This window comes from Streptomyces sp. NPDC056296, assembly GCF_042268605.1.
Taxonomy (GTDB): Bacteria; Actinomycetota; Actinomycetes; order Streptomycetales; family Streptomycetaceae; genus Streptomyces.
On record NZ_JBHJRX010000012.1, the window covers coordinates 72,731 to 97,353 of the forward strand.

Genomic DNA, 24,623 nt, shown 5'->3' on the forward strand with positions numbered 1-24,623 from the left:
GGAGAGAGCGGGAAAGAGCGGGAGAGAGCGCTCTCGGCGCCCCGAATCGCATGCGGGGGGGCGCCGTCCCCTCAGTGCTGGTGCGCGGGGGCCTCCTCCCCCGTCGCGGTCTCCTCCCCGGTCGCGGTCCCCCGCCCGTGCGCGTGCTCGTGCGGGTCGTAGCCGGGGATCGTGCCGTCCGCCTTCTTCACCAGGAACAGGCCGACCATCCCCATGTCGGAATGGCTCTGCACATGGCAGTGGTACATCCATGCCCCGGCGCCCACTCCCTCCCCCGCGATGATCTGGAAGCCGAAGGAGTCCGCCGGACCGGTGATCTTGTTGTCGATGACCTGGCTCGGGTCGTCGGGCCCGGTGAGCATGCCGGTGCGGTTGTCCGCCCAGCGGTGACCGTGCATGTGGAAGGTGTGGTAGTACTCGCCGTGCGTGATCATGACGATCTCGACGCGATCGCCGACCGTGGCCTCGAAGTTGGGCCCGGTGTGGGGCTTCCGGTTGTTGATGAGCATGTCGTTGAAGACGATCGTGTGCGTGGCGTCCGGCAGCACGTCGCCCTTGCGGCGCACGATCACGGGGCCGTACAGGCCCTTGCGGATGCCGCCGGTGCCGTGTTCCGTGCCGACGACGTGGTCGTGGTAGTGCCAGTAGCCCGCGCTGCCCGCCCGCCAGGTGCCGTCGCCACGGCGGCCGGGCTTGTGGGTGCGCCAGGTGTAGGTGCGGGTGCCGCCGGGCTCGACGTCGCTCTTGTTCATCGCCGTGCCGTCGCTGGAGATCTCGTAGTCCAGGCCGTGGACGTGCAGACTGGCCCGCACGTCCATCGTGTTGGTGAACTCGATGTGCAGCGTGTCGCCCTCGTTGAGCTCGATCAGCGGGCCGGGGATGGACGCCTTGCCCTTCTCGAAGCCGTAGCCCATCTGACCGTCGGGCAGCTTCTCGGCGTACATCTTGATGTGTCTCACCTCGCCCCCGGCCGGTGCCGTCTTCGCGGTGACCCCCTGGGCCGCTCCGGCCGCGTCGGCCGCCCCCGCGGTCTCCGGAGCGATGGACAACGATGTCGCGACGGCCGCGCCGCCCAGCAGTACCCGTCGGTTGAAGCCTCGCCTGTCCATGCCGAACTCCCCACGCTGATTCGGAATTTGCGGAGACGCAGCCGTGATTGGCTGTGATGAACCGGTGGGACGGTACCGGCTGCGGCCGCGTTTATCCACACTCAGGACAAAGTTCGTTGGATCCCGGTCATACCTATTGGCGAACCATGCAAAGAGGTCTAACTTCCTTGGCGCTGCTGCCGTGACCGAGGAGGTGCCCATGCCCTTAAGAGGGTTGAGCGCGAGAAGCAGAGGCTGGGCGGCGTTCGCGACCGCCGGTTTCGTCGCCGCGGGACTGTTGGCGGGCCCCACCGCCAGCGCACGTCCGGCGCCGGACCCGTCCCTGACAACGATGTCGATCAAGTCGCCGCCCGGCGGCGCCAACGTACGTGTGCTGATCTTCTACGGTTCCGCCGCGGCCGGGGACGAGTCCCCCGTCGTGAACGCCGGGATCGCGGCCATCGAGCGGATCGGGCTGACCGGCCCGACCAAGGAGCGTTTCCAGGTCGAGGCCACGGACAACGCCTCGGTGTTCACCAACGAGAAGAGGCTCGGCCGCTTCAACGCGGTCGTGTTCCTCACCGGCGGCGGTGACGTCCTCGATCCGGCGCAGGAGGCGGGTCTGGAGGCGTACATGGAGGCCGGCGGCGGGTTCGTCGGCATCCACGACGCGGCCCGCGCGGAGCCGTACTCGGACTGGTTCACCGGTCTGGTCGGCGCCCGCCCGGCCGCGTCCAGCCCGACCAAGGTCCAGCGGGCCACCGTCGAGGTCGGTGACCGGCGCCATCCGGCCGCCAAGGACCTGCCGGTGCAGTGGAAGCGGCCCGACCAGTGGATGAACTGGGTGGAGAACCCGTCCGGCGACGTGCACACCGTGGCCCGGGTGCGCGAGTCGACGTACCAGCCCGGTGCGAGCGCCAACGGCTGGGACCACCCGGTCAGCTGGTGCCGGGACTACGACGGCGGCCGGTCCTTCTACACCGGCATGGGCGGCACGGTGTCGTCGTACGACGAGACCGACTTCCGCGCCCATCTGCGCGGCGCCCTCATGTGGACGACGCGCCTGGCGCAGGCCGACTGCAAGGCGACCATCGACGGCAACTACAAGGCCGAGCGGCTCACCGAGCCCAACCAGCCCGGTCAGAACGACCAGATCGGCGAGCCGCACGGCCTGGTCACCGCGCCCGACGGCCGCGTGTACTACATCGGCCGCGGCGGCGCGGACTCCTCCCAGCCCGTGGTCACCGACTGGAACGACCCGGACATCGGCAAGGGCAAGGGCGAGATCCACGTCTGGGACCCGAAGACCGACAAGGTCACGCTCGCCGGTGAACTGACCGTCTTCGGCAACAAGGGCGGCGGCGACGAGCTGATCAAGGTCGAGGAGGGCCTGCTCGGCATCGAGCTGGACCCGCGGTTCGAGGACAACGGGTGGGTGTACCTGCACTACACACCCCACTCCGAGATCAACCGCGAGACCCACATGGCCGAGCGGCGGGTCTCCCGCTTCACGCTCGACCAGGCGACCAACAAGCTGGACCTGGGCAGCGAGAAGGTGCTGCTCAAGTGGCCGGTGCAGATCCACAGCTGCTGCCACGCGGGCGGCGGGATGGCCTGGGACTCCAAGGGCAACCTGTACATCGCGACCGGTGACAACAACTCCAGCGGTTTCAGCGGCGGTTACTCCGGCAACAACCCGGAGCCCAACTTCAAGGGCGTGTCCTTCGCCGACGCGCGCCGCACCGCCGGCAACACCAACAACCTCAACGGCAAGATCCTGCGCATCCACCCGGAGCCGGACGGGACGTACACGCTCCCCGAGGGCAACCTCTTCACCGGCGAGGAGACCGCCGAGGGCGGCGGGAAGACGCGCGGCGAGATCTACGTGATGGGGGTACGCAACCCGGCACGGATCTCCGTCGACAAGAAGACCGACACGCTCTACGCGGGCTGGGTCGGCCCGGACGCCGGCTCTCCGTCGCCGACGTGGGGTCCGGCGAAGTACGACACGTTCGCCGCGATCACCGAGGCGGGCAACCGCGGGTGGCCGTACTGCATGGGCAACAAGCAGCCGTACCGGGACCGGAACCTGCCGGACCCGTCGAAGCCGCTGGGCTGGTACGACTGCGACGCCCCGAAGAACGAGTCGCCGAACAACGACGGCCTGGTCAACCTGCCGCCGGTGACCGGCAACAACATCTGGTACTCGCCGCAGGGCGGCGGCCCCGACTTCCCGCGCGACGAGAACGGCATCCCGTCGTACGAGCAGGACGAGGCCACCTACAAGCTGCCCTGGCTCAAGGGCGGCGGCCAGGCCGCGATGAACGGCCCGGTCTACCGGTACGACGCCGACAGCACCAGCGAGACCAAGTGGCCCGCGTACTGGGACGGCAAGTGGTTCGTCGGTGACTTCTACGACTCGGACCAGCCGCGCAACGCGGTGCTGATGGACCCGAAGACGCTGGGCGACGGCGGTCTGCCGGTGCACTCGGAGTCACTGAAGAAGATCGTGCCGGTCGGCAACGACGGCATCAAGAACCTGATGGGCTGGAAGTTCGGCCCGGACGGCGCGCTGTACGTCCTCGACTACGGCCGCGGCTTCTTCACCTCGGACTCCAAGTCGGCCCTGTGGCGGGTCACCTACGAGGGCGGTGGGCCGACGCCGGCCGCCGGACAGCTGGCGAGGGGGTCTGAGTGATACGCCAACGAAGAATGTGGGCGGCCCTGTTGGCCGGCCTGCTGATGATGCTCGGTCTGCAGGCGACGTCCGCGTCCGGGCAGCCCGCGGCGGAGACCGAGGCCGCCGCCGCGGACCAGGTACTCACCTGGACCGCCGGCAACGACATCACCAAGTACACGTCCGCGCCCGAGACGGCGGTGGCCGGTCCGGCCACGATCGTCTTCGAGAACAGTGAGGCGACCGGCAACACCACCGGTATGCCGCACACGCTGACGTTCATGACCAGCGACCCCGAGTACAACCAGGACGTCCAGCTGAACATCCTGGCCAACCCGGGCGACGACCAGGGCGGCAAGCACACCGCCGAGGTCACCCTCACCCCCGGCCGCTACATGTACCACTGCACGATCCCCGGCCACGGGGAGATGAAGGGCGTGCTCGTGGTGACCGAGGGCGGCGGTGGCGAGGACACCACCGCGCCCGCCACCTCGGCCGAGGTCGGCGGCACGCAGAACGCCGACGGCGCCTACGTCGGCTCCGCGAGCGTCACGCTCGGCGCCACCGACGAGGGCGGCTCCGGCGTCGACCGGATCGAGTACGCGATCGGTGCCGACGGTGCCTGGCAGCCGTACACCACATCGGTCGTCGTCGACCAGGTCGGTGACCACACGGTGCGCTACCGGGCGTTCGACAAGGCGGGCAACGCCGCCGCCGAGAAGAGCGTCGCGTTCACCGTGGTCGCCCCGGACACCGACGACACGACCGCGCCGGAGACCTCGGCGACGGTCAGCGGTGAGAAGAACCCCGACGGCGCGTACATCGACATGGCGACGGTGACCGTCACCGCCTCCGACACCGGTTCCGGCGTCAACACCATCGAGTACGCGGTCGGTGACGGCGCCTGGCAGGCGTACACCGCGCCCGTGATGGTGCACGAGGTCGGCGAGCACACCGTGCGCTACCGCGCCACCGACAAGGCGGGCAACGTCGCGGCGGAGAAGAGCGTCGCCTTCACCGTCGTCGCCGCTCCCCCCGAGGACACCGCCCCGCCGGTGACCGGCGCGACCGTGGAGGGCACCAAGGACTCCGACGGCGCGTACGTCGGCAGCGCCGAGGTGACCGTCAGCGCCACCGACGAGGGCGGCTCCGGCGTGGCCGGCGTGGAGTACTCACTCGACGCCGGGCCCTACCTGGCGTACACCGAGCCGGTGGTCGTCGACCGTGTGGGCCGGCACACCGTGGCGTACCGGGCGAGCGACAAGGCGGGCAACACCTCCGAGCCGCTGACCGTCAGCTTCACGGTGGTGTCGGGCCAGGTGCCGCCGCCGCCCTGCCCGGAGTACGACGAACGGGAGACGGTGATCGTCGGCACGGTCGACACGGGTGTGCCGAACCGGGTCACGAACAACCGGTGCCGGATCAACGAGATGATCGAGGACGAGAAGGAGTGGACGTCCCAGGCGCTGTTCCTGAAGCACGTGCGGGAAGTCATGGACGCCCTCCTGGACGAGGGGGTCGTCGACCGTCGGGAGTACCGGGCGATCAACAAGGCCGCCCGCCAGTCGAAGATCGGCACGCCCGGCCAGACCGAGGGCTACCGCACGATCCTCGACGGGACCCAGGAGTCCTTCGCGAAGTGGGAGCAGGTGGGCGGCGGTTCGTTCGGGCTGAACCCGGACGGGACCATCACCTCCGGCACCACGAAGCCCGGCCTCGGCATGCTGTGGTTCCCGGAGCGCAAATACGGCGACTTCTCGCTGAAGCTCCAGTGGCGTGACGACGCCCCGGGCACCGGAAACGCCAACTCCGGCGTGTTCGTGCGCTTCCCGCAGGTCCACGACCACCCGGAGGAGTCACGGCCGGAGTGGGTCGCCATCAAGTACGGGCACGAGATCCAGGAGTTCGACAGCCCCACCGGCGACATGTACAAGACCGGCTCGGTCTACGGCTTCGACCGGGTGGGTCTCGCCGGGGCCGGTGTGACGGAGAAGGGCACCTGGAACGACTACGAGATCCGCGTGGTCGACCAGCACTACTCCGTCTACCGCAACGGCGTGCTGATCAACGAGTTCGACAACATCGGCGGCCAGGACTTCACCCCGCCGCGCTCGGACGACCCGGGCACGGACGGGCGGCGGTTCGCCTCCGGCTACATCGGACTCCAGGTGCACGGCACGACGGACGTGGTCTCGTACCGGGACGTCCGGATCAAGGAGCTGTAGCTCAGCTCTCCTGAGGGCGCGGCTTCTTCGCGCGGCTCGGCTGTACCCGGCTGGGTTCCCCCGGCATCTTCGGATACTCGGGCGGGTACGGCAGATCACCGAGCCCGTGGTCGTGCTCGTCCTTCGTCGCCAGTTCCAGCAGGGCGTCGAGGGAGTACGACTGATCGTCCATGCCCGCGTGCACGTCGCCGAGTTCGGCGAAGCGCGCGGGCATGGTCGTGATGTCGAAGTCCTGCGGGTGCGCGACGCCCACCTCGTCCCAGCGCAGCGGTGCGGAGACGGGGGCGTGCGGGCGGGGGCGTACGGAGTAGGCGGAGGCGATGGTGCGGTCGCGGGCGGTCTGGTTGTAGTCGATGAAGATGCGCTCGCCGCGTTCCTCCTTCCACCACTTGATGGTCACCTGCTCGGGCATCCGCCGTTCCATCTCGCGGCCGACGGCGATGGCGGCGCGCCGCACCTGGGTGAAGGTCCAGCGCGGCTCGATCGGCACGAAGACGTGGATACCGCGTCCGCCGGAGGTCTTGGGCCAGCCCTTCAGCCCGCCGAACTCCTCCAGTACCGCACGCAGTTCGTGGGCGGCGCGGGCGGCGTCGTCGTAGTCGGTGCCGGGCTGCGGGTCGAGGTCGATGCGCAGTTCGTCGGGGTGGTCGACGTCGTCGCGGCGCACCGGCCAGGGGTGGAAGGTGAGGGTGCCGTACTGGGCGGCCCAGAGCACCGCGGCCTCCTCGGTGGGGCACATCTCGTCGGCGCTGCGTCCGCTGGGGAAGGTGATGTGGGCGGTGGGGATCCAGTCGGGCATGCCCTTGGGCGCGCGCTTCTGGTAGAACCACTCGCCGGTGACGCCGTCCGGGTAGCGCTGAAGGGTGGTCGGCCGGTCGCGCAGGGCGCGCAGGATGCCGGGGGCGACCGCCTGGTAGTACCGGGCCACGTCGAGCTTGGTGTAACCGTGCTCCGGGAAGAAGACCTTGCCCGGGCTGGACAGCCGCACGGTCCGTCCGCCCGCTTCCAGTTCCACCGCTTCCGCCATGCGAGCCACGGTAGGCGCACCCGGGGGACCTCGCACATCAGGCGACGTGCCGCCGGGCCCCGTCGCGGACCGGCGCTCCCGGGTGGCGCCGGTCCGGAGCGGTCACCCGCACTCGGCGGGTTCGACCGGCGCCTCGCCGGCAGGCAGCAGCTCCGATCCCCCGGGCAGCCGCAGGTCCGCGAGGGCGAGCTCCGCCGTCCCTACTCGGTGAGCCTCCCGTCGTTCATCCGGACCCGGCGGCCGGTGAAGCGCTGGGCGACCATGCGGTCGTGGGAGACCATGACCAGCGCGCCCCGGTAGTGGTGCAGGGCGTCCTCGAAGTCCTCCACCAGCGCCGGTGAGAGGTGGTTGGTGGGCTCGTCGAGGAGCAGCAGGTCCACCGGGTCGCGCAGCAGCCGGGCCAGTGCCAGCCGGCGCAGCTGCCCGGTGGACAGGTCGCCGACCGGCGTCGTCAGGTCGGGGACGCGGAACAGGCCGAGGCCGAGCAGTGCGCCACGGTGCTCCTCGGGGGGACCGGGCAGCCCGGCCGCGTAGGCGTGCAGCAGGGACCGCCGCGGGTCGGTGATCGCGGTCTCCTGGGGCAGCCAGCCGATGCGGTCCGGCCGCGCGCACGTGCCCCGGTCGGGGTGCAGGTCGCCGGCGAGGACCCGCAGCAGTGTGCTCTTGCCGGCGCCGTTCGCCCCGGTGACCAGGACGCGCTCGCCGGGTTCGACGGTGAAGCCGGGCAGGTCGAGCCGGTCGCCGACGACGACACGGTGGAGGTCGGCGACCGGTCCCGGGCGGCCGGCCTCGCCACCCGCGACCCGGGCACCGAAGCGCAGGGGTTCCGGGGGCCGCGGCACCGGGTTCTCCTCCAGGCGCCGTACCCGCTCCTTCGCCTGCCGGACGCGCGCGGAGATCTGCTTCTCCACGTTGCGCTGGTGGCGCTGGCCCTCGCGGTCGGCGTTGGAGCCGCGCCGGGGTCCGGCGGCCATGGTGTCGGCGGCACGGCGGGCCAGGACGTGCTGCTCCGCCAACTCCCGCCGCCAGTCGGCGTACTCCTGTTCCCAGCGACGCCGGGCGCCCGCCTTGGCCCGGAGGTATCCCGCGTAGCCGCCGCCGTGCCGGTGGACGGTGCGGCGCTCGCCGTCCACCTCCCACAGGGCGGTGGCGACGCGCTCCAGGAAGAGGCGGTCGTGGGAGACGGCCAGCACGCTGCCCCGGTGGGAGCGCAGATGCTCCTCCAGCCACTCCACGGCCGGGACGTCGAGGTGGTTGGTCGGCTCGTCGAGCAGCAGCAGTTGCGGTGCCGCCGCCAGCAGGCAGGCCAGGTTGAGGCGGGCCTGCTCGCCGCCGGAGAGGCTGCCGAGCCGCCGCTCGGGCGCGATGCCCCGCAGGCCCAGTCCGTGCATGGCCGCCTCGACACGGGCGTCGGCCGCGTAGCCGTCCCGGGCCTCGAACGCCTCCAGCAGCTCCCCGTACGTGGTGAGGAGCCCGTCGAGTTCGTCGGGGCCGGCTTCCGCCAGCGCCTGCTCGGCCCGGCGCAGGGCGCTTTCCAGGGCGCGCAGGTCGGCGAGGGCGTGGTCGACGGCGTCCTGGACGGTGTCGTCCGGGGGGAGGTCGGGGGTCTGCGGCAGGTATCCGGCGCCGCCCGGGGCGTGGACGCGGACGTGTCCGGCGTCGGGCCGGTCGGTGCCGGCCAGCAGGCGCAGCAGGGTCGACTTGCCGGTGCCGTTCTCGCCGACGACGCCGATGCGCTCGCCGAGGGACACCGACTGGTGCACACCGTCCAGCAGCGGCCGGCCTCCGGGCGCGCGGACGACGTCGTCCAGGACGACCTGGAACGAGCCGGAGCCGGGCCCGGACGTGGACGTGGACGTGGAAGGGGTTGTGGGGCAGGTGGGGGCGTCAGAAGTACGCCGATGCATGGGTGATCCGCCATATCGGAAGACGTGAACAGGTGGCCGATACGGAGCGGGCAGCCGGAATCACGCCGCTTGCACGCGGCGGCATCGGCGCCCGGTCTCCCGGGGCGGTATCAGATGTAGAAGTAGTAGAACCTGATCACGCATCAAGCTTAACAGGCGAGGAATCCGGGCCGCTCATACAGTCGTTCCATGGATCTGCCCGTGATGCCGCCCGTGAAGCCGATGCTCGCCAAGTCCGTGGCGAAGATCCCGCCGGGCATGCACTACGAGGCGAAGTGGGACGGGTTCCGGTCGATCGTGTTCCGCGACGGCGCCGAGGTCGAACTCGGCAGCCGCACCGGCAAGCCGCTGACCAGGTACTTCCCGGAGCTGGCGGCGGCGGTGCGGGAACGGTTGCCCGAGCGGTGCGTGGTGGACGGGGAGATCGTGATCGCGCGGGAGGGACACCTCGACTTCGACGCGCTCACCGAGCGGATCCACCCGGCGGACTCCCGGGTGCGGATGCTGGCCGAGAAGACGCCGGCCTCGCTGGTGGCCTTCGACCTGCTGGCGCTGGACGACGAGTCCCTGCTGGACGTGCCCCTGGCCGACCGGCGGGCACTGCTGGTCCGGACGCTGTCCGGGGTGACGCCGCCCGTGCACGTGGCACCGGCCACGGACGACATCGAAGTGGCCCGGCGGTGGTTCGAGCAGTACGAGGGGGCGGGCCTGGACGGGGTCGTCGCCAAGCCGCTCGACCTGCGGTACCGCCAGGACGAACGGGCCATGTACAAGATCAAGCACGAGCGCACGGCGGACGTGGTCGTCGCCGGCTACCGCCTGCACAAGAGCGGCCCCGTGGTCGGCTCGCTGCTGCTCGGCCTCTTCGACGACAAGGGCGCCCTCCAGCACGTGGGCGTCAGCGCGGCGTTCACGATGAAGCGGCGCGCCGAGCTGGTGGAGGAGCTGGAGCCGCTGCGCATGGACGACGTCCGGGGCCACCCGTGGGCGGCGTGGGCCGAGGAGTCGGCGCACGAGTCGGCACGGCTGCCCGGCGCGCCCAGCCGCTGGTCGGGCAAGAAGGACCTGTCCTGGGTGCCGCTGCGGCCGGAGCGGGTGGTCGAGGTGGCGTACGACCACATGGAGAACGGGGCGCGCTTCCGGCACACGGCCCGCTTCCGCCGGTGGCGCCCGGACCGGACACCCGAGAGTTGCACGTACGCCCAGCTGGAGGAGCCGGTCCGCTACGACCTGGCGGAGATCCTCGGCGGGCCCTGAGGGCGCCCGAGGGCACCCCGAGGCTACGGCTTCATCAGGACCTTGACCGCGCCCTCCTGCTTCTTCTGGAACATCTCGTACGCGTGCGGCGCGTCCGTGAGCGGCACCCGGTGGGTGGCGAAGTCGTCGACGCCGAGCGGGTCCTCGTCCGTCAGGTAGGGAATGATCTCGTCGCTCCAGCGGCGTACGTTCGCCTGCCCCATCCGCAGCTGGATCTGCTTGTCGAACAGGGTGAGCATCGGCATCGGGTCGGCCATGCCGCCGTACACGCCGGACAGCGAGATCGTGCCGCCGCGGCGCACCAGGTCGATGGCGGTGTAGAGGGCGGCGAGCCGGTCGACGCTGAAGCGCTCCGCCAGCTTGCCGCCGATGGCCCGGGGCATCACCGCGGCGGCCTGCTGCACCAGCTTGGCGGCGGCGCCTCCGTGTGCCTCGGTACCGACCGCGTCGATCACGGCGTCCGGGCCCCGGCCGTCGGTCTCGTCCTGAATGGCGGCGACGAGTTCCTTCTCGCTGTCGAAGGAGCGCAGGTCGTACGTCTCCACGCCCCGCTCGCGGGCCCGCCGCAGCCGCTCCGGCACGAGGTCCACGCCGAGCACCCGTCCGGCGCCCTTGACCTGCGCGACCCGGCAGGCCATGTCGCCGATCGGGCCGAGGCCGAGCACGGCGACGGTGCCGCCCTGGGGGACGCCCGCGTAGGTGACCGCCTGCCAGGCGGTGGGCAGGACGTCGGAGAGGTAGACGAAGCGGTCGTCGGCCGGCCCCTCGGGCACCTTGATCGGGCCGAACTGGGCCTGCGGCACCCGCAGGTACTCGGCCTGTCCGCCGGGGACCGCGCCGTACAGACGCGTGTAGCCGAACAGCGGGGCGCCCATGCCCTCGCCGGTGACCTGGGTGGTCTCGCACTGGGTCGGCAGTCCGGTGCCGCACATGAAGCAGTGCCCGCACGCGATCTGGAACGGCACCACGACCCGGTCGCCGGGCTTCAGGCCGGTCACCTCGGAGCCGACCTCCTCCACGATGCCCATGGGCTCGTGGCCGAGGATGTCGCCCGGGGTCATGAACGGCGTGAGCACCTCGTACAGGTGCAGGTCGGAGCCGCACAACCCGGAGGACGTGACACGGATGACCGCGTCCGTCGGTTCCTGGATCTTCGGGTCGGGCACCTCCTCCACCCGCACGTCCCGCTTGCCCTGCCACGTCACTGCCTTCATCGCCTCGCGCTCCCTCCGTCGCCCGTGCCCGTCTCGGTCTTGCGTGGCGGCCGGGTACCCGGGGCTCCGTCCACCGAACCGCCGCCCGCTTTCGGCCGAACAGCGGATTCTGTGTCGCTTTCCGTGTGCCGTACCAGATTCGGTCAGGTATGGCAATAAATGCTTCAAGAAGCGCACAATCAGTGACACGGGACGGGCGGACGGGTGGTCGGAATGCGACGAGGGACGCACAGGCGGCGCGGCGCCGCACTGCTGACCGCGGCGGTGGCGGTCTCGCTGGCCGCGGGCTGCACCGCGGGATCCGGCGCGGGATCCCGCGGGGAGGCGGACGGGCGGGCGCCGCAGCCGGAGCGGTCGCACAGTACGACCGACTCCGGCTCGGTGCTCGCCGTGAAGGTCGACAACGTGCCGGCGGCCCGGCCGCAGACGGGCCTGGCCGCCGCGGACGTCGTCTACGCGGAACCGGTGGAGGCCGGACTGAGCCGCCTGATGGCGATCTACGCGACCGAGTTGCCGGAGAAGGTGGGTCCGGTGCGCAGCGCCCGTGAGTCCGACCTGGAACTGCTGCGCCAGTTCGACCGGCCGACGCTGGCCTTCTCCGGCGCGCAGAGCAAGCTGCTGCCGCTCATCGACGAGGCACCCCTGCGCGCGGAGCCACCGGGCGAGGGGTCCGACGCCTACGTCCGCGACGACGACCGGCCCGCCCCGCACAACCTCTACGTGCGCCCCGGCCGGCTGCTGCCGGAAGCCGCGGGCGCCGACGCCCTGGCCACGGGCTTCCGCTACGGCGAGGCTCCCGAGGGCGGCCGGTCGGTGTCCTCGCGCACGGTGCGCTACCCGTCGGCGTCCTTCGGCTTCACCTGGTCCGAGAGCGGTGACCGCTGGCTGGTCTCCCTGGACGGCACCCCCGCCCGGACGGCCGACGGCGGACGCCTGGCGCCGGCGACGGTCGTCGTGCAGCACGTGAACGTGCGCGAGTCGGACTTCCGCGACTTCCGCGGCAACAACTCGCCGTACGTCGAGTCGGTGGGCTCGGGCGAGGCCGAGGTGCTGCGCGACGGGCGCTCGTACGACGCGACCTGGAAGCGCGGCGCGGCGGCGGACGGCACGTCGTTCACCACCGAGGACGGCACGGCGCTGAACTTCGCCGAGGGCCAGGTGTGGGTGGTGTTCGTCGATACGGCCAAGGCGGACACGACGGAGGGCGGCACGACGAAGGCGCCCTGATCAGCTCGGGGCCGCCGCGGGCTCGGCCGGGTTGCGGAGCCCTTCGGCGGCGTCCGCGACCCGGCGGATCAGGTCGAAGAAGACGGCCTGCTCGTCGGCGGAGAGCGGGGCGAGGAAGACCTGGTTCATCCGGGCCGTGCGCACGGTCAGCTTGCGGTGGACGCGCAGGCCTTCGTCGGTGGCGCGCAGCAGGAAACGACGGCCGTCCTGCGGGTCGCGGACCTTGTCCAGCAGCCCGCGACGGCCGAGCCGGCTGATCACCTCGGCGATGGTGGACCGGTCCAACCCCACCCGCTCCCCCGCCGTGCGCTGGTCCAGCCCCGGCTCGGCGACCAGGGCGTTGAGGACCGCGAACTGCGGCGAGGTGGTTTCCTCCGAGACCATCGTGTTCCACAGCAGGTAGTGCGCCTGCTGCAGCCGCCGGGCCAGGTGCCCGGGATGGGTGGTCAGGTCGACCGCGGCCATGTGCGCTCCTGTGGTCATTTCGTTGGTGTACTGACGATACATCGGACACACTTCGGCTGTCCGTAGCCAGTCCAGGCGATCTGTCTACTGTTTTTGCAGGCCTTGACGCTTCGGCCGTCCGGTGGCAGCGTGTGGGAAACCTCGCTGAAATACTCAGTGCCCTGATTAATTTGCAGAGATGGGGCTTCTCGGATGGACAAGGTGGTGGCCACGGCCGCCGAGGCGGTGGCCGACATACCGGACGGCGCCTCGCTCGCCGTGGGCGGCTTCGGCCTCAGTGGTGTGCCGAACGTGCTGATCCAGGCGCTGTACGAGCGCGGGACCGGCGGGCTGTCGGTGGTCTCCAACAACTGCGGGGCGATGGACTCCGGGCTGGCGGTCCTGCTGGCCGCGGGACGGATCGCCCGGGTGACCGGGTCCTACATCGGGGCGAACAAGGAGTTCGCCCGGCAGTACCTGGGCGGTGAGCTGGAGGTGGAGATGATTCCGCAGGGCACGCTGGCCGAGCGGCTGCGGGCCGGCGGGGCCGGGATCCCCGCCTTCTACACCCCGGCCGGGGTGGGCACGCAGGTCGCCGACGGCGGGCTGCCGTGGCGCTACGACGGCTCCGGCGGGGTCGCGCTGGCGTCGCCGCCGAAGGAGGTCCGCGAGTTCGACGGCACGGAGTACGTGCTGGAGCGCGGCATCCGCACCGACTTCGCACTCGTCCGGGCGGCGAAGGGTGACCGGCACGGGAACCTGGTGTTCGCGAAGTCGTCCCGGAACTTCAACCCCCTCGCGGCGATGGCCGGACGGGTCACCGTCGCCGAGGTGGAGGAGCTGGTCGAGCCCGGCGAGATCGATCCGGACGCGGTGCATCTGCCGGGGATCTTCGTACAGCGGGTCGTCGCGCTGACGGCTCAGCAGGCGGCGGAGAAGAGGATCGAGCGGCGGACGGTGAGTTCCTGATGGCCTGGACACGTGAACAGATGGCCGCACGGGCGGCCCGGGAACTGCGGGACGGCCAGTACGTCAACCTCGGCATCGGACTGCCGACGCTGATCCCGAACTACCTCCCCGAGGGCGTGGAGGTGACCCTGGAGTCCGAGAACGGCATCCTGGGCACCGGCCGGTATCCGACCGAGGCCGAGGTGGACCCCGACCTGATCAACGCCGGCAAGGAGACCGTCACCGTCCTGCCGGGCGCCTCCTTCTTCGACTCGGCGCTGTCCTTCGGCATGATCCGGGGCGGGCACATCGACGTCGCCGTGCTGGGGGCCATGCAGGTCTCCGCCACCGGCGACCTGGCCAACTGGGCGATCCCCGGCAAGATGATCACGGGCATCGGCGGGGCGATGGACCTCGTCCACGGTGCCCGCACCGTCATCGTGGTGATGACCCACACCGCCAAGGACGGCTCACCCAAGATCCTCCAGGAGTGCGCGCTGCCGCTCACGGGCAAGGCTTGCGTGAACCGGGTCATCACCGACCTCGGCGTCCTCGACGTCACCGACGACGGCCTGGTCCTGGTGGAGACCGCGCCCGGAGTGAGCGTCGACGAGATCACCGCCAGGACCGCTGCCGAGCTCGTCATCGCGGAGGGACTCAAGTGAAGGACGTCTACATCGTCGACGCGGTCCGCACCCCGTTCGGCAAGTACAACGGCTCCCTCGCGGGCGTACGCCCCGACGACCTGGCCGCCCACGCGATCCGCGAACTCCTCGCCCGCACGCCCGACCTGGATCCGGCCCGGGTCGAGGACGTGTACTTCGGCAACGCCAACGGCGCCGGCGAGGAGAACCGCAACGTCGCCCGTATGGCCGCCCTCCTGGCCGGCCTGCCCACCACCGTCCCCGGCGTGACGGTGAACAGGCTGTGCGCCTCCGGCCTCGAAGCGGTGATCCAGGCCGCGCGGGCCATCGCCGTCGGCGACGCGTCGATCGCGCTGGCGGGCGGCGTGGAGTCGATGACCCGGGCGCCGTACGTGCTGCCCAAGTCGGACCGGCCCTTTCCGGCCGGGCACACCGAGCTGTACTCGACCACCCTGGGCTGGCGCATGGTCAACCCGCGGATGGACCCGCAGTGGACCATCCCCCTCGGCGAGTCGGCCGAACTCATCGCCGACAAACACGAGATCACCCGCGAGCGGCAGGACGAGTACGCCCTCGCCTCCCACCACAAGGCCGCCCGCGCCCAGGCCGACGGCCTGTTCGACGGCGAGCTCGCGCCCGTCCCGGTGCCGCGGCGCAAGGGCGACCCGGTCGACTTCGCCGCCGACGAGTGCGTACGCCCGACCGCGTCCCTGGACGCGATGGCGAAGCTCAAGCCGTCCTTCCGCACCACCGACGGCACGGTCACCGCCGGGAACGCCTCGCCGCTCAACGACGGCGCCGCGGCCCTGCTCCTCGTGGACGAGGAGGGACTGAAGGCCACCGGCCGCGAACCCCTCGCCCGGATCTCCGCCACCGGCGTCTCGGCGACCGACCCGCACTACTTCGGCCTCGCGCCGGTCGAGGCCGTCAACCGCGCCCTCGCCAAGGCCGGCCGGAGCTTCGCCGACCTGGACGTCCTCGAACTCAACGAGGCCTTCGGCGCCCAGGTGCTGGGCTGTGTCGCCGAGTGGCCCGAGTTCGACCCCGCGATCCTCAACCCCCAGGGCGGAGCCATCGCGCTGGGCCACCCCCTGGGCGCCTCCGGTGCCCGCCTCGTCGGCACCGTCGCCCACCAGCTCGCCCGCAAGGGCGGCGGCACCGGCGTCGCCACCCTCTGCATCGGCGTCGGCCAGGGCCTCGCCCTGGTCCTCGACCGCTAGTCACGTCACCCACGGGAAACCCATGACTCTCACTCAGCACGACATCGACGCGGAGATCGCGGCCGAGCACGCCGCGTACGAGAAGCGGGTCGCCGACGGCGGGCCCGTCGAGCACCACCCGCGCCGCGACTACGCGCCGTACCGCTCCTCGGTGCTCCGGCACCCGAAGCAGCCGCCGATCGCCATCGACGTCACCAAGGACCCGGAGCTGGTGGAGCTGTCCTCCCCCGCCTTCGGCGAGCGGGACATCACGGTCGTCGACAACGACCTGACCCGGCAGCACACCGGGGAGCCGGTCGGCGAGCGGATCACCGTCTCCGGCCGCCTGCTCGACCGCGACGGCAAGCCCGTACGCGGCCAGCTCGTCGAGATCTGGCAGGCGAACTCGGCCGGCCGCTACGCCCACCAGCGCGAGCAGCACGACGCGCCGCTGGACCCGAACTTCACCGGCGTGGGCCGCACCCTCTCCGACGACGAGGGCTTCTACCGCTTCACCACCGTCCAGCCGGGCCCCTACCCGTGGCGCAACCACGTCAACGCCTGGCGCCCGGCCCACATCCACTTCTCGGTGTTCGGCTCGGCGTTCACGCAGCGGCTCGTGACGCAGATGTACTTCCCGAACGACCCGCTCTTCCCGTACGACCCGATCCTGCAGTCCGTGACGGACGACGCGGCACGGCAGCGGCTGATCGCCACGTACGACCACAGCCTGTCCGTGCCCGAGTTCTCGCTCGGCTACCACTGGGACATCGTGCTCGACGGCCCGAACGCCACCTGGATCGAAGAAGGACGCTGACCCGCCATGACGAAGATCGACACCAGTAGCCGGGAGACCGTGCTGCCCACGCCTTCGCACACGGTCGGCCCGTTCTACGGGTACGCGCTGCCCTTCCGCGGCGGCGAGGACATCGCGCCCGCCGGGCACCCGGACACGATCACCGTGCACGGGTACGTGTACGACGGCGAGGGCAACCCGCTGCCGGACGCGCTCCTGGAGGTCTGGGGGCCGGACCCGGACGGCAAGCTGCCGACGGCCGACGGCTCGATGCGGCGCGACCCGGCGTCCGGCGGCTTCCTCGGGCGCAACGGCGTCGAGTTCACCGGCTTCGGCCGCATCCAGACCGACGCGAACGGCCACTGGTACGTGCGGACGCTGCGGCCCGGGGCACGCGGAGGCAGTGCGCCGCACGTCAGCGTGTGCGTGTTCGCGCGCGGGCTGCTCGTGCACCTGTTCACCCGGATCTACCTGCCGGGCGACGAGGCGCTGCTGGCCGCGGACCCGCTGCTGTCCCGGGTGGACTCCGAGCGCCGCGACACGCTGATCGCCGCGGAGGAGGGCAGCGGGACGTACCGTTTCGACATCCGCCTTCAGGGCGAAGGCGAGACGGTCTTCCTGGAGTTCCAGTGACATCAGCTGCCGACACGGGCCTGCTCGCCCCCGGGTGGGCGGGCTCACCGGCCGCCGACGCGACCGACGACCGCGCCCAGCTGCGGGCGCTGCTCGACGCGGAGGCGGCCCTGACCCAGGCCCAGGCCGGGCTGGGGCTCGCCCCCGCCGAGGCGGCGAGCGCGGTGACCGACGCGGCCGACCCGGCCCGTTTCGACGCGCGCTCCCTGGCCGAGCGCGCCCGCGGTGGAGGGAACCCGGTCATCCCGCTGGTGGCCGACCTGACGAAGGCGGTCGGCGAGGAGTACGGGCCGTACGTCCACCGGGGCGCGACCAGCCAGGACATCCTGGACACGGCGTCGATGCTGGTCGCCGCCCGCACCCTGGACCTGCTGCTCCCCGACCTCACCCGCACCGAGAGGGCGCTGGCCCGGCTGGCCGCCGAGCACCGGGACACGGCGATGCCGGGCCGGACCCTCACCCAGCACGCCGTGCCGACGACCTTCGGGCTGAAGGCGGCCGGCTGGCGCACGCTGGTCCTCGACGCGCGGGACCGGATCGTCGCCGTACGCGACACGCTGCCCGCCCAACTCGGCGGCGCGGCGGGCACCTTGGCCGCCTTCGGGGCGTACGGCGCGACCGACCCCGCCGAGCTGCCGGCGGCCTACGCCCGTAAACTCGGCTTGCGGGCGCCCGCGTTGCCCTGGCACACGCTGCGCACCCCGGTCGCCGACCTGGCCGGATGCCTCGCCTTCGCGGCCGGGGCGCTCGGGAAGATCGCCGCGGACGTGCTGACGCTGTCCCGCACCGAGATCGGTGAGGTCGCCGAGGGCAGCGGTGGCGGGTCGTCGGCGATGCCGCACAAGGCCAATCCCGTACGGTCCACCCTCATCGCGGCGGCCGCCCGGCGCGCGCCACAGCTCGCGGCCACGCTGTACGGCTCGCTGGTCGCGGAGGACGAGCGGCCGGCCGGGGCCTGGCACGCCGAGTGGGAGCCGCTGCGGGACCTGCTGCGGCTGACCGGCGGCGCCGCCCATGACGCCGCCGAACTGACCGAGGAGCTGCGCGTGCGTCCGGACGTGATGCGCGCGCACCTCGGCCTCACGCACGGGCTGATCGTGTCCGAGCGGCTCTCCGCCGAACTGGCGCCGGTGCTCGGGCGGGCCCGGGCCAAGGAGCTGCTCACCGAACTGGCCGAGCGGACGTATGCCGAGGACCGCGCTCTGGGCGAACTGCTCGCCGAGGTACCTGAGTTGTCCGGGCTCGGCCTCGACGCCCTGACCGACCCCGCCCGTTACACCGGCTCCGCCGGAGCCCTGACCGACCGTGCTCTGGAGCGACGTTGACCATGCTCAACCACCTGACCGAAGGCCCCGCCTCCGCTCCCCCGCTGCTGCTGGGTCCCTCGCTGGGCACCTCGTACGCCCTGTGGGACAAGGTGGCGCCCGAGCTGTCCATCGGGCACCGGGTGATCCGCTGGGACCTGCCGGGGCACGGAGGTTCGGCGGCGGAGCTGATCGGGCCGGGCGCCACCGTCGGCGACCTCGCCGGCCTGGTGCTCACGCTCGCCGACTCGCTCGGGGTGGAACGGTTCGCCTACGCCGGGGTGTCGCTGGGCGGCGCGGTGGGTCTGCATCTGGCCGTGCACCATCCCGAGCGGGTGTCGTCGCTGGCCGTCCTCTGTTCGTCGGCGCACTTCAACGGTGCGAAGGCGTGGGAGGAGCGGGCGGCGACGGTGCGCGCGGAAGGGCTGGCGAAGCTCGCGGACGGGGCGGACGGCCGGTGGTTCACGCCCGGGTTCACCGTGCCGAGGCTGGTCCAGGACCATCGGGACGCCGACCCGGGGGCGTACGCGGCCTGCTGCGACGCGCTGGCCGCGTTCGACCTGCGGGACCGGCTCGGCGAGATCTCCGCGCCGACGCTGCTGATCGCGGGCCGCCAGGACCCGGCGACGCCGCCCGCGCATCTGCGGGAGATCGCCGACGCGGTGCCGGGCGCGACGCTGACCGAGCTGCCGGGGGCCTCGCATCTGGCGCCGGCGGAGCGGCCCGAGGCGGTGCTGACCGCGCTGCGGGCGCACTTCGACGGCGGCGCGAGGCGGGGCATGGCGGTGCGGCGCGAGGTGCTCGGGGACGCGCACGTCGACCGGGCGCAGGGGCGGCAGAGCCCGTTCACCGCCCGCTTCCAGGACTTCATCTCGCGCTACGCCTGGGGCGAGATCTGGGCGGACGAGACCCTCTCGCGCCGTGAGCGCAGCATGATCACACTGACGGCGCTGGTCGCGCACGGCCACGACGAGGAGCTGGCCATGCATGTACGGGCGGCGCGGCGCAACGGGCTGACGCCGGACGAGATCGGCGCGGTGCTGCTGCAGACGGCGGTGTACTGCGGGGTGCCGGCGGCCAACTCGGCGTTCGCGGCGGCCCAGCGGGTGCTGGCCGAGGAGGACGGCAGCGCCGGGGAGGACGGCAGCGCCCGCTGACCTCAGCTCATGTGTCCCGCGGCAAGTACCTCGCGGGCCCGCGCCACCAGTCCGTCCGCACCGCAGGAGTCCGCCAGCGCGAGGCCCCGGTTCAGCTCGGCCTCCGAGCGGGCCGCGATGCCGTACTCCACGCGGGCGGCGGCGTGCTCGTACTGGCAGGGTGAGGCCTCCAGATAGGCGACGGCCTGGGCGGCGAGCCGGACCGCGCGCTGCCCGGTCTCCAGCGCGGCGGCGCACCGCAGGGCCTCCCCTATCGCGGTGTCCGTGCCGAAGCGCTCGGCGTGCCGGCGGGCGTCGGTGACGAGGCGGGCGGCGCGGCCCGGGTCCTCCGTGGCGAGGGCCCGCGCCAGCTCGGTCGCCCAGGGATGCACCACCGGGTTGTGCCTGCCGCGTGCGGCCGCCGCCTTCTCGGCCGTCTCCAGTTCGTTGACGCCCTCCTTGGTGCGGCCGGTCGCGAGCAGCAGCCGGGCCCGTACGGGGCGCGGGTCGGGCAGCACGATCGTGGACGGGTACGGCGGGTCGAAGCCGTACCGGTCGGCGACGGACCGGGCCTCCTCGACGTGGCCGCGGGCGAGCAGCGTGTCGATCAGGTTGCAGGTCGCGGACCAGTACAGCGGCAGGCCGCGGCCGACCCGCTCGGCGATGCGCAGCGATTCGCGCAGGGACTTCTCGGCTTCCCTCAGCCGGCCCCGCCTGCGGTGGCCCAGACCGACGTAGGCGTGTGCGAGGGCGAGGTGGCCACCACTCCAGCCGGCGGTCTCGTAGGTGCTCAGGGCCTCGGTGAACAGTGCTTCGGCGCGGTCGAGCCGGTCGGTGTAGGCGTAGCAGGTGGCCAGCATCATCGGCAGTTCGAGGCCCCACTCGGTGTCGGTCCAACCGAGCCCGGAGGCGAGGCGGCCGTTGACCAGGGCCCGGTCGCACAGCTCGACGACCTCTTCGGCGTTCTCGCCCCGCGTCATGGCGTCGAAGCCGCGCAGGATGAGCAGGGCGCGTTCCGCGTTGTCGCGGCCGGTGCAGGTGCCGGCGAGTTCGGCGAGGCGCTCGGACCGGCCGGGCGAGGACGTCTCGCCGGGGTGGATGCCCTCCCACATGTACTGGACGGCCTGCAACCGGAGCCGCACGGACGGGTCCGGGTTGCGGGCGGCCTCCGCCCGGACGGTGCGGACGGCCTCCTCCAGCTGGTCGTTGTGGAGCAGGGCCTCGGAGAGCCTGAAGACGGCGTTGACGCGCTGCTCGTCGTCCAGGCCGGGCATGGCGAGGGCGGTGCGCAGGTGGCCGATGGTCGTGGCGGGCGCGGTGAGCAGCGTGGCGCAGCCCAGTTCGTAGAGCACGCGCCCGTGGGTGTCGGGCAACGGCGGCTCCTGCAGGGCGCGTTCGAGGCAGCGGCGGGCCGCGTCGGGGGCGCCGACGGCGAGGAGCTCGCGGGCCGCCTCGCGCAGTTGCTCGACGACTTCCTGGTCGTCGTCGGGATACACCTGGAGCAGATGGCGGGAGGCGGCCGCGGCGCCGAGCCCGGAGTCGGCGACCAGCTGGGCCGCTATACCGTGCATCGCCGTGCGCAGCGCGTCGGGGATGGAGTTGTAGACGGCGGTGGCGATCAGCGGGTGGACGAACTCCAGGTCGTCCGCGGCGGCCTGCCCGGCGGCGGGGTCGGGCGCGGAGAGGATGCGGGCGCTGCACAGCAACTCGGCGCAACGGGCGGCGTCGCCGCGGTCGAGGGTGGCGAGCCGGGCCACCATGTCGACGGTGATGCCGCCGCCGAGAATGGCGGCGGCCCAGGCGAACCGGGTGGAGTCGACGCCGAGTTGCTCCAGGCGGGCGACGAGGCCGCCGCCGCGGGCCGAGCGGTTCAGGTCGCGCAGTTCGGCGGCCTGCGACTCGACCGGTTCCAGTTCGCTGTCCTGGACCTTGGCGAGGAGTTCGACGGTCTCGTACGGGTTGCCGCCGGTCACGGCCCACACCTCTCGGCAGAACGCGGCGTCGGCGTGGCCGCCCAGGGTGGCGCGGGTGAGGCCGGCCGTCGCTTCGGGGGTGAGGGCGTTCAGCGGGGCGAGGGGCCGGCCCACGGCGGAGGCCGCGTCCAGGTGGCGGGCGCTGTCGCCGCTGACGTCTCCGGGGCGGCGGGCGATCACGACCAGCACGGAGGTCTCGTCGAGCCGTTCGGCGAGCGCGGCCAGCCAGCGCAGGGTCTCCTGGTCGGCCCAGTGGGCGTCGTCGATCAGCAGGACCAGCGGCCACTCCCGGCGGGCCAGCCGGCGTACGGCGGCGACCAGGCCGTCGCACACGCCCTGCGGGTCGGCCTGCCGCTCGCCCGGGTCCGCTATGCCGAGGGCGGGGCCCGCGATCTCGTACCAGTCGCCGAGGTACTCGCGCGCCTCCTCCGGGAGCATGGACACGAGCGCGGGCTGGAGCAGTTGGCGTACGACGTTGAAGGGGACGGACCTGAGTGTCTCGCCGCCGCGCGCGGACCAGACGGTGCAGCCCCTGGCCTCGGCGAGGCGGCGGGTCTCGGCGAGCAGTGCGGTCTTGCCGAGTCCGGCCTCGCCCCGGGCCTCCAGCAGGGTGCCGGGGGACGAGCGGTCCGCGCACAGGGTGTCGATCGCCCGCGTGATGGTGGCGACTTCCTCGTCGCGCTCCCAAAGGGCGGCCGAGGCGGCGGCCGTTCGCCCTACCTCCGTCATCCCGCTACCTCCCCGAGTCGCCCGAATGACGTACAGACCTTGAGCCTATCCGTCCGATCGCGCAAGTGGCGGGGTGTCGGGGCAGCAGTTGCCGTGATGGGTGACATGCGGTAAAGCGCGGACGACGCACCGGCCCCGTCATCAGCCAAGGCACCGTACGGCGACCGTCAACCCGTCGTGAGCGGCGGCGGGGCGGCGGGCGGTCACGGTGCGCGCGAGCCGGGCCTCTCATCCCGCTTTCACCGACGCCTCTTACGGTGGGCACATGACGCAGGAGACTCCTCCCGGGTGGTACCCGGACCCCGGACAGAAGAATGACGGTCCCGCCACCGAGCGCTGGTGGGACGGCAAGGCGTGGACGGACCAGGTCCGTTCCACGGGTTCGGCCGCCGCGTGGGGGCCTGCTGCGCAGCCGCCGGCGCACGACACCGCGCCCGGCCCGTACCCCGTGCACCCGGGCTATCCGGGACTTCCCGTGCAGGCGCCGTCCGCGCGGCGGCGCAGGCTGCGTACCGGCATAGCCGTCGCGGCCGCCGTGGCCGTGCTGGCCGGCATCGGGGTCGGCGTGTACGTGCTGGCCGACGACGGTTCGGGCGGCAACAGCGCGGGGTCCTCGCAGCAGGACCGGCGCGGACCCGGCGGCCGGGAGGACCCCTTCGGCGACTCGGGCGGCGGCGAGGGCGGCGAGTCGCCCTCGCCCGACTCCCCGGACGGGTCCGAACCGCCCACGATCGACAGCGGGTCGGTGACGGACCCGGTCAGCGGGATCAGCCTGCCCATTCCGGAGGGCTGGTCCGGGCAGCAGTTGCAGGTCGGCGCGACGGTGACGTCGGACGACAGCTACAAGTGCCCCGGCGACACCTCCAAGACCTGCACCAAGGGCGGCGCCTACTCGGCTCCCGCGGTGGTGCTGGGCACCAAGGGCGGCACCGCGGAGGAGGTCGCCAAGGCCGACATCGAGGCGAACGCCGAGGAGTCCTACGGCGGCGAGTCCTACGGCTCGATCACCTCGCACGAGGAGCTGGCGTCCAAGGCGGTCACGGTCGCCGGGCAGAAGGGCTACCTGGTCCGCTGGAAGGCCGTCACCAGCAAGGGCGCCGACGGCTACGTGGAGTCGCTCGCCTTCCCCTCCCCCGCCGATCCCGAGCGCATCGTCGTCGTCCGCTTCGGCGTCGACGTCGGGGAGGAGCAGGCGGTGATCGATGAAATCACCAAGGGCATCGAGGTCGACTCCAGCGGCGGGGGCGGCAGCGGACAGGACGTCTGACCGGTCCCGGACAGCAGTCGGCCGGGTGGGGCGCCCTTCCGCTCAGAAGGCGTCCCACCCGGCCGGGGGTGCGCGCCGCCCCCGTCCCCACGGTGCGGCGCGGGCAGGCCACCGTCCAGTCATCCCGTGGACGGCGACCTGAGTCTCAGGGGAGTCCGAGCGCCGGCAGGACGACGGCCTCCACGAACCCGACGAGGTACTCCGCGTCGGCCTGCTCGCCCTCGACGACGGGCCGCATCCGCAGCATGCCGAACAGCTGGGCGGGCACGTACTCCAGCGCCGGGTGGCCGGCGGGGACCTCTCCGCGTGCGACGCCGCGCGCGAGGATGTCCCTCAGCGCGGCGATCTCCGGCTCGACGAGCGCCTCGCGCAGCGCGCCCTTGAGTTCCGGGTCCTCCATGACCGCGTGGCCGAGCGCCTGGAGCAGTCCCGTGTCCTTGCCCGCTCCCCCGCCCGCGGCCCGGGCCGCCTGGCGCAGGTCCTCGGCGAGCGACCCGGTGTCGATGTCGGTGAAGCGCACCCGGCGGTGGGAGCGCAGTGCGGCGGCCACGAACTGGGGCTTGGTCTTCCACTGCCGGTAGAGCGTGGACTTGCTGCACCGGGTGCTGGCGGCGATGCCTTCCATGGTGACGGCGTCGTAGCCGCAGGACCGGACCTGTTCGAGCACGGCGTCGAAGAACTCCTGCTCACGCTCGGGCGTGATCTTGGAGCGGCGCGAGGCGCCGGCCGGTTCCGATCGGTCCGCGGCCTGCGACGTCATCGGCTGTGCTCCTCACTCGGTCCAGCGGGGTACGGCGGCGCTGAGCGGCCCGTACTCCGGTGTGTCGTATGTCTATCGATACGCCAGTGTACCGGTACTCCACCGTATCGGTACACTGGCGTATCGGAACGGGGTCGTATCGATGAGAACCGTCACACGGCCCCGGAC

Annotated in this window: 19 protein-coding genes; 12 read left to right on the forward strand and 7 right to left on the reverse strand. The window is 72.2% G+C overall.

Annotation, left to right across the window (positions count from 1 at the left end; translation table 11 throughout):
- Positions 1-71 precede the first annotated feature (71 nt).
- Positions 72-1,109 (reverse strand): multicopper oxidase domain-containing protein, encoded by a 1,038-nt coding sequence (locus tag ACFCZF_RS11465; RefSeq protein WP_376671473.1) that lies wholly within the window; start codon positions 1,107-1,109, stop codon positions 72-74.
- A 199-nt stretch (positions 1,110-1,308) separates the two neighbouring features.
- Here ACFCZF_RS11465 and ACFCZF_RS11470 point away from each other — a divergent pair, with 199 nt between their 5' ends.
- Together ACFCZF_RS11470 and ACFCZF_RS11475 are read left to right on the forward strand one after the other, a co-directional pair.
- Positions 1,309-3,786, forward strand: a complete 2,478-nt coding sequence (locus ACFCZF_RS11470) for a ThuA domain-containing protein (protein WP_376671474.1) — start codon at positions 1,309-1,311, stop codon at positions 3,784-3,786.
- A gap of 14 nt (positions 3,787-3,800) precedes the next feature.
- Positions 3,801-5,990 (forward strand): OmpL47-type beta-barrel domain-containing protein, encoded by a 2,190-nt coding sequence (locus tag ACFCZF_RS11475; protein WP_376671475.1) that lies wholly within the window; start codon positions 3,801-3,803, stop codon positions 5,988-5,990.
- A 1-nt stretch (position 5,991) separates the two neighbouring features.
- Here ACFCZF_RS11475 and ligD read toward each other — a convergent pair whose 3' ends face one another.
- On the reverse strand, positions 5,992-7,017 hold the full coding sequence (gene ligD / locus ACFCZF_RS11480) for a non-homologous end-joining DNA ligase (protein WP_376671476.1): 1,026 nt from the start codon (positions 7,015-7,017) through the stop codon (positions 5,992-5,994).
- A 200-nt stretch (positions 7,018-7,217) separates the two neighbouring features.
- The gene (locus ACFCZF_RS11485) at positions 7,218-8,924 is read right to left on the reverse strand and encodes a TlrC/CarA/OleB/SrmB family ABC-F type ribosomal protection protein (RefSeq protein ID WP_376671477.1); all 1,707 of its coding nucleotides are present in this window, start codon (positions 8,922-8,924) and stop codon (positions 7,218-7,220) included.
- Positions 8,925-9,113: 189 nt separating this feature from the next.
- Between ACFCZF_RS11485 and ACFCZF_RS11490 the strand changes: the two genes are divergently transcribed.
- Positions 9,114-10,181, forward strand: a complete 1,068-nt coding sequence (locus tag ACFCZF_RS11490; RefSeq protein ID WP_375906814.1) for an ATP-dependent DNA ligase — start codon at positions 9,114-9,116, stop codon at positions 10,179-10,181.
- A 23-nt stretch (positions 10,182-10,204) separates the two neighbouring features.
- Here the strand turns inward: ACFCZF_RS11490 and ACFCZF_RS11495 are convergent, their stop codons facing one another.
- Positions 10,205-11,395, reverse strand: a complete 1,191-nt coding sequence (locus ACFCZF_RS11495) for a zinc-dependent alcohol dehydrogenase (protein ID WP_376671478.1) — start codon at positions 11,393-11,395, stop codon at positions 10,205-10,207.
- Between the two features lie 213 nt (positions 11,396-11,608).
- Here ACFCZF_RS11495 and ACFCZF_RS11500 point away from each other — a divergent pair, with 213 nt between their 5' ends.
- Positions 11,609-12,622, forward strand: a complete 1,014-nt coding sequence (locus ACFCZF_RS11500) for a DUF3048 domain-containing protein (protein WP_376671479.1) — start codon at positions 11,609-11,611, stop codon at positions 12,620-12,622.
- Here the strand turns inward: ACFCZF_RS11500 and ACFCZF_RS11505 are convergent, their stop codons facing one another.
- Positions 12,623-13,087 carry a MarR family winged helix-turn-helix transcriptional regulator gene (locus tag ACFCZF_RS11505; RefSeq protein ID WP_376671543.1) on the reverse strand — a complete coding sequence of 155 codons (465 nt, stop codon included), beginning with the start codon at positions 13,085-13,087 and terminating at the stop codon, positions 12,623-12,625.
- Between the two features lie 192 nt (positions 13,088-13,279).
- On the opposite strand from ACFCZF_RS11505, the gene ACFCZF_RS11510 reads away from it, so the two are divergent.
- Genes ACFCZF_RS11510 through pcaD form a run of 7 tightly spaced genes read left to right on the forward strand, consistent with a single transcriptional unit; the run spans position 13,280 to position 19,747 of the window.
- The gene (locus tag ACFCZF_RS11510; RefSeq protein WP_376671480.1) at positions 13,280-14,035 is read left to right on the forward strand and encodes a CoA transferase subunit A; all 756 of its coding nucleotides are present in this window, start codon (positions 13,280-13,282) and stop codon (positions 14,033-14,035) included.
- On the forward strand, positions 14,035-14,679 hold the full coding sequence (locus ACFCZF_RS11515; protein WP_375906829.1) for a CoA transferase subunit B: 645 nt from the start codon (positions 14,035-14,037) through the stop codon (positions 14,677-14,679). The genes ACFCZF_RS11510 and ACFCZF_RS11515 overlap by 1 nt, the downstream gene beginning before the upstream one ends.
- Positions 14,676-15,878 (forward strand): thiolase family protein, encoded by a 1,203-nt coding sequence (locus ACFCZF_RS11520; RefSeq protein WP_376671481.1) that lies wholly within the window; start codon positions 14,676-14,678, stop codon positions 15,876-15,878. Before ACFCZF_RS11515 ends, ACFCZF_RS11520 begins: the two co-directional genes overlap by 4 nt.
- A gap of 22 nt (positions 15,879-15,900) precedes the next feature.
- On the forward strand, positions 15,901-16,674 hold the full coding sequence (gene pcaH, locus ACFCZF_RS11525; protein WP_376671482.1) for a protocatechuate 3,4-dioxygenase subunit beta: 774 nt from the start codon (positions 15,901-15,903) through the stop codon (positions 16,672-16,674).
- A gap of 6 nt (positions 16,675-16,680) precedes the next feature.
- Positions 16,681-17,286 (forward strand): protocatechuate 3,4-dioxygenase subunit alpha, encoded by a 606-nt coding sequence (gene pcaG, locus ACFCZF_RS11530; RefSeq protein ID WP_376671483.1) that lies wholly within the window; start codon positions 16,681-16,683, stop codon positions 17,284-17,286.
- Positions 17,283-18,611 (forward strand): 3-carboxy-cis,cis-muconate cycloisomerase, encoded by a 1,329-nt coding sequence (gene pcaB, locus ACFCZF_RS11535; protein ID WP_376671484.1) that lies wholly within the window; start codon positions 17,283-17,285, stop codon positions 18,609-18,611. The genes pcaG and pcaB overlap by 4 nt, the downstream gene beginning before the upstream one ends.
- A 2-nt stretch (positions 18,612-18,613) precedes the next feature.
- Entirely contained in the window at positions 18,614-19,747 is a 1,134-nt protein-coding gene (gene pcaD / locus ACFCZF_RS11540) for a 3-oxoadipate enol-lactonase (protein WP_376671485.1), read from the forward strand.
- Positions 19,748-19,749: 2 nt separating this feature from the next.
- On the opposite strand, the gene ACFCZF_RS11545 is transcribed toward pcaD, so the two are convergent.
- A complete protein-coding gene (locus ACFCZF_RS11545) occupies positions 19,750-22,428 on the reverse strand; it encodes an AAA family ATPase (RefSeq protein WP_376671486.1) in 2,679 nt (892 codons plus the stop codon).
- Between the two features lie 265 nt (positions 22,429-22,693).
- Between ACFCZF_RS11545 and ACFCZF_RS11550 the strand changes: the two genes are divergently transcribed.
- The gene (locus tag ACFCZF_RS11550; RefSeq protein ID WP_376671487.1) at positions 22,694-23,695 is read left to right on the forward strand and encodes a DUF2510 domain-containing protein; all 1,002 of its coding nucleotides are present in this window, start codon (positions 22,694-22,696) and stop codon (positions 23,693-23,695) included.
- Between the two features lie 145 nt (positions 23,696-23,840).
- Here the strand turns inward: ACFCZF_RS11550 and ACFCZF_RS11555 are convergent, their stop codons facing one another.
- Positions 23,841-24,455, reverse strand: coding sequence for a TetR/AcrR family transcriptional regulator C-terminal ligand-binding domain-containing protein (locus ACFCZF_RS11555; RefSeq protein ID WP_376671488.1), 615 nt, complete (start codon positions 24,453-24,455; stop codon positions 23,841-23,843).
- Positions 24,456-24,623 lie beyond the last annotated feature (168 nt).

Coding starts and splice junctions, on each gene's coding strand:
- ACFCZF_RS11465 (WP_376671473.1), bottom strand. CDS start 1,109: ATGGACAGGCGAGGCTTCAACCGACGGGTACTGCTGGGCGGCGCGGCC.
- ACFCZF_RS11470 (WP_376671474.1), top strand. CDS start 1,309: ATGCCCTTAAGAGGGTTGAGCGCGAGAAGCAGAGGCTGGGCGGCGTTC.
- ACFCZF_RS11475 (WP_376671475.1), top strand. CDS start 3,801: ATGTGGGCGGCCCTGTTGGCCGGCCTGCTGATGATGCTCGGTCTGCAG.
- ligD (WP_376671476.1), bottom strand. CDS start 7,017: ATGGCGGAAGCGGTGGAACTGGAAGCGGGCGGACGGACCGTGCGGCTG.
- ACFCZF_RS11485 (WP_376671477.1), bottom strand. CDS start 8,924: ATGCATCGGCGTACTTCTGACGCCCCCACCTGCCCCACAACCCCTTCC.
- ACFCZF_RS11490 (WP_375906814.1), top strand. CDS start 9,114: ATGGATCTGCCCGTGATGCCGCCCGTGAAGCCGATGCTCGCCAAGTCC.
- ACFCZF_RS11495 (WP_376671478.1), bottom strand. CDS start 11,395: ATGAAGGCAGTGACGTGGCAGGGCAAGCGGGACGTGCGGGTGGAGGAG.
- ACFCZF_RS11500 (WP_376671479.1), top strand. CDS start 11,609: ATGCGACGAGGGACGCACAGGCGGCGCGGCGCCGCACTGCTGACCGCG.
- ACFCZF_RS11505 (WP_376671543.1), bottom strand. CDS start 13,087: ATGGCCGCGGTCGACCTGACCACCCATCCCGGGCACCTGGCCCGGCGG.
- ACFCZF_RS11510 (WP_376671480.1), top strand. CDS start 13,280: ATGGACAAGGTGGTGGCCACGGCCGCCGAGGCGGTGGCCGACATACCG.
- ACFCZF_RS11515 (WP_375906829.1), top strand. CDS start 14,035: ATGGCCTGGACACGTGAACAGATGGCCGCACGGGCGGCCCGGGAACTG.
- pcaH (WP_376671482.1), top strand. CDS start 15,901: ATGACTCTCACTCAGCACGACATCGACGCGGAGATCGCGGCCGAGCAC.
- pcaG (WP_376671483.1), top strand. CDS start 16,681: ATGACGAAGATCGACACCAGTAGCCGGGAGACCGTGCTGCCCACGCCT.
- pcaD (WP_376671485.1), top strand. CDS start 18,614: ATGCTCAACCACCTGACCGAAGGCCCCGCCTCCGCTCCCCCGCTGCTG.
- ACFCZF_RS11545 (WP_376671486.1), bottom strand. CDS start 22,428: ATGACGGAGGTAGGGCGAACGGCCGCCGCCTCGGCCGCCCTTTGGGAG.
- ACFCZF_RS11550 (WP_376671487.1), top strand. CDS start 22,694: ATGACGCAGGAGACTCCTCCCGGGTGGTACCCGGACCCCGGACAGAAG.
- ACFCZF_RS11555 (WP_376671488.1), bottom strand. CDS start 24,455: ATGACGTCGCAGGCCGCGGACCGATCGGAACCGGCCGGCGCCTCGCGC.